General features: G+C 62.8%; 1 protein-coding gene. It reads right to left on the bottom strand.

Features of this window, described 5'->3' with window-relative positions; translation table 11 throughout:
• Positions 1 to 6,638: amino acid adenylation domain-containing protein (locus tag AC3WQS_RS31235; protein WP_492741643.1), on the bottom strand; the 6,638-nt coding region annotated here is incomplete at both ends.

The following is a 6,638-nucleotide window of genomic DNA, read 5'->3' as shown; positions in this document are numbered from 1 at the left end:
ACGAAACCATCACGCTCCGTCGACACCACACACACCGGATCAGCCGAATCCAACACATACTCATTACGCGAGGACGGAGCATCAGGATCCAACGGCACCCACGCCCCACCCGCACGCACAATCGCATACAACCCAACCAACAAATCCACCGACCGCCGAACAGCCAACCCCACCAACGACTCCGGCCCAACACCCAAACCGATCAAATAACGCGCAAACCTATTGACCCTCTCATCGAACTCCCCGTACGAGAGCACCTCATCCCCGAACACCACCGCCCGCGACCCCGAACAAACCCCCACCACAGAATCAAAACCATCCAACAACAACCCACCCACAACCGGACGAGACGTGTCGTTCCACGACTCGAGCACCAAAGCACGCTCAGGCGCCGTCATGACCTCGACGTCACCGACCGCAGTAGACGGCGTTTCACCGATTTCGGTCAGCAGAGTCTCGAGGCGACCCAGCAGGGTCTGCGCGTACGACTCGTCGAAGAAGTCGGGTAGGTAACGAAGCGTCAAGTGCAGTTGGTCGTCGAGACCGATCAGCAGTGTGAGCGGGTAGTTCGTGGAATCGTCGGAGGCGACATCATCGATCACCATGCCATCCAAGAACTCTGCTTGCGCTGCAAGACCGTCACGGTCGACCGGGTAGGACTCGAAGATCACCAGAGTGTCGAAGAGTCCGCCGACGCCCGCGGCGCTCTGCACGTCGGTCAGGCCGAGGTAATGGTGATCGAGCAATCCCGCCTGTTCGATCTGAACCCGTGAGAGCAATGCCTCGACGGACTCGGCCAGATCCAGTTGGACACGAACGGGCAGCGTGTTGATGAACAGACCCACCATCTTCTCGACGCTGTCGAGTTGTGGCGGACGGCCGGAGACCGTGGCACCGAAGACAATGTCCTGGCGACCGGTCATGCGTCCCAGCAGAATTGCCCAGGCAGCCTGGACGATCGTGTTGGCGGTAACGCCGGTCCTCGATGCCAAACCGGTCAGTGTCGCGGTCACCGATTCGCTGAGCGAGATCTGCAACTTCTGCGACAGCGCACTGAATTCCTGACCAACGACGGTGGGAGCCAACAACGTCGGCTCTTCGACGCCGCCCAACGCTTTCGCCCAGGCATCCATGGACACACTGCGATCCTGCTGGACCAGCCACGCGAGGTAGTTCCGGTAGCTCAGTGACCGCGTCTGAGCGGGAATGTTCCCACGCATGGCGTAGTGGCCGAGGAGCGTCTGGAGCAGCAGCGGCATGGACCAGCCGTCGAGGATGATGTGGTGGTTTGCCACAACAAGGCGGTATTCGCTCGCCGCGATCTTGATCAGCGTGAACTTGATCAACGGCGGGTTCGACATGTCGAAGTGCGTGGCCTGGTCCTCGACCAGAATCCGATCCAACTCGCGGCGTCGTTCTTCGCTGTCAGCGATTGTGGTGAGATCCAGTTCGCGCCACGGCACGTCGATGTCACCGAGAACTACCTGGACCGGCGTACCCGTTCCGTCGACCACAAATGCGGTGCGCAGGTTCGGGTGACGATCGATGATGGCCTGTGCTGCGGCGTGGAGGCGATCCGCGTCGACGCGGCCGGACAGCGAGAGAACCATCTGCACGGAGTACAGGTCGACGGTGGACTCGGCCATGACAGCGTGGAACAGCAGACCCGACTGCAGCGGAGCCAGCGGCCAGACGTCCTGCACCGCGGGGAAACGCTGCTCGAACCCGTCGAGATCCTGCTGGGTCAGCGTTACCAGCGGCACGTCCGACGGCGTGAGTCCGCCTGCGCCGACGGCCTGTGCGTGCTGCGCCAGCGCTGTGAGTGCTCCGACCCACAGGTCGGCCAGGGCTTGCACCTCGGTGGCGCTCAGCAATCCGTTCGGGAAGGCAAACGATGCTTCGAGCACCGCGCCGTCAGGGCCGTCGTTGACGATGGCATTGATGTCGACAACCTTGTTGGCCGGCATGTCCGGGTCTTCCGGCGCAGCGACATCGGAGAAGTCGCGTGCCGGAATCCATCCGAGGCCTTGCGCTGCAGCCGGAATATCCTCCGCCACAATGCGACCCAGGTAGTTGAAGCTGACCTGCCCGCTGCTCAGCTTCGACAGCTCAGTGCAGGTGTCGTCGTTGACGTACCGCAGCAGTCCGTAGCCGACACCCTTGTCGGGAGCGGCGAGCAACTGCTCCTTGACTGCCTTGATCGCCGCTCCCGCAGCAACTCCGGCGTCGAAGGCGTCGTCGATGTCGATACCGGCAAGGTCGAGTGCGACGGGGAAGGCCGCCGTGAACCAGCCGACGGTGCGTGAGAGATCGGCACCCGGGACGACGCCCTCTTCGCGGCCGTGGCCCTCGAGCTGGAGCAGTGCCGCTTCGGTGTCGATGCCCCGCTCACGGCGCCAGCGCACCAGTGCCAGAGCAAGTCCGGCCAGCAAACCGTCGTTGGCTCCGCCGCGGAACACCTCGGGCAGAGTTGTCAGCAGGGTCTCGGTGACGCCTGTGGGCACCTCCACGCGCACACGCTCGACTGTTGCCGCAACGTCGACGGACGGATCGAACGCCCGCGAACCGAGAATCGGGTCTGGAGTCGACAGCGTCTTGCGCCAACGTGGCAGTTCTGCCAGTCGCTTGTCTGATCGTGATTCCGCAGCGAGCGAGTGCGCCCAGGTACGCATGGACGTGCCCGTCGGTTCGAGCACGGGTGCACTTCCGCCACTGCGCTGAGCCCACGCGGAAATCAAGTCCGGCACGATGATCCGCCAGGAGACGCCGTCGACGATCAGGTGATGCGCAGCCATGATCAATCGGCCGGTGCGTGTGTCACCGAAGTCGATCCACACGAACTGAGCCATGACACCGGCGGCCGGATCCAACCGGCCGAGAGCGTCGTCGAGAGCACCCGACGCGATGGCCGTCAGGTCTGCGCCCGAAATCGCGGGGTCCACCAGCACCCGTCGCACCAAAGAATCAACGTCGACGGTTCCGGGCGCGGACACAGCCATGCCCGGACCACGCTGATCATCGACCAGACGCGAACGGAACATGTCGTGGTGATTGATGACGGCAGCCAGTGTGTCGACAACACCGGTCCGGTCGATGCCGAGCGGCAACTCCAGCGTCAACAACTGGTTGAAACGCTGGAAGCTGCCGGGCCGTTCGAACATGAATCGCTTGATCGGCGTGAGCGGCATCCAACCGATGCCGCCGCCTTCGATCTCGGCGAGAACAGTGATCGCATCGGCGTCGGAGCCGACGACGGCAACCTCTGCCAACTCAGCCACCGTCTTGTTCTCGAACACGTCCTTGGGCGTGAACAGAACACCGCGGGCCTTGGCCCGGGACACCAACTGGATCGACATGATCGAGTCTCCGCCCTGAGCGAAGAACGAATCGTCGGTACCGATCTGATCGAGGCCGAGAACGTCGGCAAAGACCTCGCTGAGGACGCGTTCCATCTCGGTCGTGGGAGCGCGGAACTCCTTGACCTCGAATACCGGCTCCGGCAGAGCCTTTCGGTCCAGCTTGCCGGCCGGGGTCAGCGGCATGTCGGTCAGAACCATGATCGACGCAGGCACCATGTGCGCCGGCAGAGTGCGTGAAACGAACTCACTCAGATCCGCCGAGCTGACAGCAGATTCCTTGCCGACAAACACGTACGACACCAGCGCCGGAGCACCGGACGTCAGCGTGGTGCCCATCGTCGCGGCGAACTCGACGTCCGAATGTGCCGTCAGTGCCGCGTCGATCTCACCGAGCTCGATACGGAACCCACGGATCTTCACCTGGAAGTCGTTGCGGCCCACGTACTCAACCTGGTAACGGTCAGTCCAACGCACAACATCACCGGTGCGGTACATGCGCTCACCGGACAGGCCGTGCGGGTTGGCAACAAAGCGATCCGCGCTCAATCCCGGGCGGCGATGGTATCCGCGGGTGACCTGGGGACCCGACAGGTACAGCTCACCGGCAACGCCAACCGGAACGGGCTGCAGACGTGTGTCGAGAACAAACGCGGCCATGTCGCCGATGGTTTCGCCGATGGTCATCCGGTCGCCCGGCATCAGCGGCACACTGACGTTGGTGACGATAGTGGTCTCGGTGGGGCCGTAGACATTGAGGAACGTACGTCGACGGTTCGGCTGATCCGCCCACTTGGCCATCAACTCCGGCGAGTACGCCTCGCCGCCGACACCAACCACCTCGAGATCGTTCAGGCCAGACGGATCCATGGAAGCCAACGCCGCCGGCGTGATGAAGGCGTGTGTGACGCGTTCGGACTTGAACAGCGCAGTCAACTCGTCGCCGCCGAAGATCGACGTCGGGACGATCACCATGGCAGCGCCTGTCGCGACAGCCAGGAACAGTTCGAGCATCGACGCGTCGAAACTCGGCGACGCGAAGTGCAGCGTGCGGGAGTTCGGCGTCACCAGGTAGTGCTGTGCCTGCGTTGCACTGAAGCTCGCGAGGCCTGCTCCCGTAGCAACAACACCCTTGGGCAAGCCTGTTGTGCCCGACGTGTAGATCACCCAGGCCGGATGCGCCGGAAGGACGGGGCGCACACGCTCATCTTCACGAATCGGTGAACTATCCTGCGCTGCCATCAGTTCCGCGCAAGCAGCACTGTCGATCGCGAGCCACTCCACGGTGTCGGTAAGCCCTGCGAGTTCAGCTTCGAGAGTCAGACCGACCGAGACGCCCGAGTCGGAGACCATATGCGCGATGCGGTCGGCCGGGTAGTGCGGATCGATGGGAACAACCGCGGCACCTGTCTTGGATACCGCCCACACCAGCAGGACCGATTCGATGGAACGCGGAATCGACACTGCGACCAGGTCTTCGGCGCCCAGACCGCGAGCGATCAGGACGCGGGCGAGGCGCGACGACCACTCGTCGACCTCGGCGTACGTCATCGACCGATCCTGGTAGCGGAGAGCTTCGTTGGAGGGATACAGCAACGCGGTCTCGGCCAGGATGTCGGCCAACGGCTTCGGCTCGATGCCCGAGGACGCTCGGCGACTGGTCAGTTCGATACGCTCAGGCGCTTCGAGGATGTTGATGTCGCCGACAGCCTGCGTCGCATCCACGGCGACGGCCTCGAGAATTCGAGTCAACCGCTCGGCGAAGGAGACAACTGTCCCCTCGTCGAAGAGATCCGTCGCATAGGTGAAGGTCGCCGTCATGCCGTGACCATCGGCAGCTTCCACCAGAGTCAACTGAAGGTCGAACTTCGCTACAGTTTCCGCGATATCGAATTCAGTGATATCGAGTCCCGGCAGCGTCAGGTTATTCTGCCCCAGGTTCTGGAATGCCAAGGCAACCTGGAACAACGGGTTGTGCGCTTGCGAGCGCACCGGATCGAGAACCTCGACCAGCCGCTCGAACGGCACGTCTGCGTGAGCGAAAGCCGCGAGATCACTCTCACGCGCCGACGTAAGCAGATCGAGGAAACGCATCCCCGGATCGACCTCGGTGCGCAGCACGAGCGTGTTGACGAACATGCCGATCAGATCGTCGAGCTGCGCTTCGCCGCGACCGGCCACCGGGGTACCGACTGCGATGTCGGTGGTGCCGGACAACCGGGCAAGAAGTGTTGCCAACGCCGAGTGCATCACCATGAACAGCGATGCCTGGTGCTCGCGACCCACAGCAGCCAGTCCGCGGTGAACATCCGCGGAAATCGGGAAGCTGTAGGTGGCTCCCCGTCCGGTGAACACGGCTGGACGCGCGCGGTCACTGGGCAAGGTGATCTGGTCCGGAACTCCGTCGAGAGTTTTGGCCCAGTAGCCGATCTGCTCTGCGAGTACGGATTCCGTGTCACCCTCGGAACCGAGAACCTCGCGCTGCCACAACGCGTAGTCGGCATACTGCACCGACAACGGCGCCCAGGTCGGGGCTTGACCCTGTGAGCGGGCGTAGTACGCGGTCATCACGTCGCGGATCAACGGACCCATCGAGAAACCGTCGGTGGAGATGTGGTGAATCACTATCGCCAGTACAAACGAGTCCTCCGCGAGCTGGAAGAGCTTGGCCCGCAATGGAACCTCAGCGGTGACGTCGAAGCCTGACGTGACGAAGTCCGTCACCGCCGCCACGATGTCGGATGCTTCGATTTGCACGGGAGCCAGATTCACCGGAACTGCCGCCACCGGCAAGATCCGCTGGTAGCCGGCACCGTCGACCTCGGGGTAGACCGTGCGCAGAACCTCGTGACGCTTCAACACGTCCACGACAGCGTCGTACAACGCCGCCTGATCCAACTCGCCAGTGAGAGTGATCGCCATCGGAATGTTGTTGGCTGCCGATTCGCGGTCCAATTGGTTGAGGAACCACATGCGCTGCTGCGCAAACGACAACGGCACCTGCGCCGGACGCACCTGCGCAGTCAACGCCGCACGCGAACCGCCACCAACATGAGAACCGAGTCGGGCAGCAAGCCCTTCAACGGTCGACGCCTCGAACAACTCCCGCACCGACACCGAAGCATCCAACGCCTGACCCAACCGAGACGTCACCTGCGTCGCAATCAGCGAATTACCACCGAGTGCGAAGAAATCATCATCCAATCCAACACGCTCAACGCCCAGAACATCCGCAAATGTCTGCGCCACAACCTCTTCCACCACCGACGTCGGAGCCCGGAA

Source organism: Rhodococcus sp. FW305-130 (genome assembly GCF_058788335.1).
This window is presented reverse-complemented; position numbering and strand designations above follow the sequence as displayed.